General features: G+C 67.5%; 1 protein-coding gene. It reads right to left on the reverse strand.

From position 1 onward, the window contains the following. A partial coding sequence (locus tag AC2VOG_RS11605) for a type I polyketide synthase (RefSeq protein ID WP_486940043.1) occupies positions 1 to 2,159 on the reverse strand: 2,159 nt, incomplete at both ends.

The raw sequence follows: 2,159 nt of genomic DNA on the forward strand, positions 1-2,159 counted from the left end.
AGCTTGTTCCGGCGCGACGGGGTCGGCCGCCGGTCTGCCAGGGAATCGCCTTGTCCACCACCCGGACCGGCAGCGAAGCCCACGGAATGTTCGGCGATGGGTTCTCGAAGTGCAGGTTCTGCGGCAGAACTTCGTGCTGCAGCGACAACACGACCTTGATCAGGCCCGCGATGCCGGCTGCCGATTCGAGGTGACCGACGTTGGTCTTCGCCGACCCGATCAGCAGGGGTCGGCTCGGGTCACGGCCGGCACCGTAGACGGCTGCGGCGGCCTGCACCTCGATCGGGTCTCCCAGGGAGGTGCCCGTGCCGTGCGCCTCGAGGTAGTCGACGTCGCGACCCTCGAGACCGGCACGAGCCAGCGTCATGGCGATAAGCCGTTGCTGGGCACCACCATTGGGCACCGTCAAACCGCTGGAAGCGCCGTCCTGATTGACCGCGCTGCCCCGGATGACCGCGCAAATCTGATCGCCGTCGCGCTGCGCATCGCCGAGTCGCTTGAGCACCAGAATCCCGCAGCCCTCACTGCGGGCGTAGCCGTTGGCGGCGGCGTCGAATGTCTTGCATCGGCCGTCGGCGGACAGCATCCTGGCGCGCGAGGTGGCAACAATGGAGGCCGGGCTCACCAAGACGTTCACTCCACCGGCCAGCGCCATGTCACAGTCACCGGAATGCAAAGCCTGGCAGGCCTGATGGACGGCCACCAGCGACGCACTGCACGCGGTGTCCACCGCCATCGCCGGCCCTTCCAGTCCCAGCGCGAACGCGACCCGGCCCGCGATGACGTTGAGCGCATTGCCGGTGATGAAGTGGGCCTCGATGGTCTCCACCGAGTTGGTGTTGAGCAGCTGGGAATACTCGTTGGCGGCCACCCCCACGAACACCCCGGTTCGGCTGCCGCGCAACGACGCCGGCGCGTACCCGGCCCTTTCCAGCCCTTCCCAGGCAATCTCGAGCATCAGCCGCTGCTGCGGATCCATCCAGACGGCCTCACGCGGGGAGATGCCGAAGAACTCCGGGTCGAACCCGTCGATCCGGTCCAGATAGCCGCCGTAGCGGGTGTAGATCTTGCCCCGCGCCTCGGGATCCGGGTCGTAGTACTCGTCGACGTCGAAGCGGTCGTCCGGGATCTCCCGGATCGCGTCGACACCGCCGGACAACACCTCCCAGTACGCCTCCGGATCGGGTGCGCCCGGAAAACGGCACGCCAACGCCACGATCGCGATCGGCTCGTCGCTGCTCAGCGGGACCGAATCCGGCTGCGCCGCTAATTTAGTGGCCGTCGGCGCGCCGATACTGAGTACGTCGTCGAGCAGGTAGTCCGCCACGTCGATCAGGCGCGGATAGTCCATCGCCAAGGTCGAGGGCAACTCCTGGCCGATAGCACGCTCAACCCGGGTCCGCAGTTCGACGGCCATCAGCGAATCCATGCCGACGGCGAAGAATCCGGACTCGTCGCGGATCTCCGCCGCGTCGATCCGGGTCACCTCTGCGACGACGTCGCGCAAATAGTCCACGACCAGTTGCTTGCGTTGCTGGACAGGAGCGGCGGTGAGCCGGTCCACCAGCTGGGTGGTCCCGGACGCGGTAGTCTGCGTCGGCGCCGACTCGGGCACCTCGTCCTGCAACTGAGCCAGGAATGCCCGCTTGCCCGCCAACTGGTAGAGCGGAAGGAATTTGGCCCAGTCGATGCGTGCTACCACGCCTTGGACGGCGGAGGTCGCCATGAGATCAGCCAGACCGGCCAGTGCATCCACCGGTGACAAGGTGCCCACACCGCGCTTGTCGAGCTGCGCGCGGGCGTCCTCGTCGGCCATGCCGGGGGCCGACCACGGACCAAAGTTGACGCTGATCCCGGGCACGCCGAGCTGGCGCTGCCGCCAAGCCAGCCCGTCGAGGAAGGCGTTGGCCGCGCTGTAGGCGGTTTGGCCGAAACTGCCCCACACCCCGGAGATCGAGGAGGTACTGACAAAGAAGTCCAGCCCCAGCTCGCCGACTGCCTCAGTCAAATGCCAAGCGCCCCAGGCCTTCCCGGCGAACACGCGGTCGACCTCGTCGTCGTTGAGGTCGTGCAGGGGAGTGGTGCCGATCTCGCCGGCGGCATGCACGATGCCGGCCAGCGGCGGCAGTTCGGCCTGCACGGTTGCCAGCAGGCGCGCG

Source organism: Mycobacterium sp. TH-M11 (genome assembly GCF_057473725.1).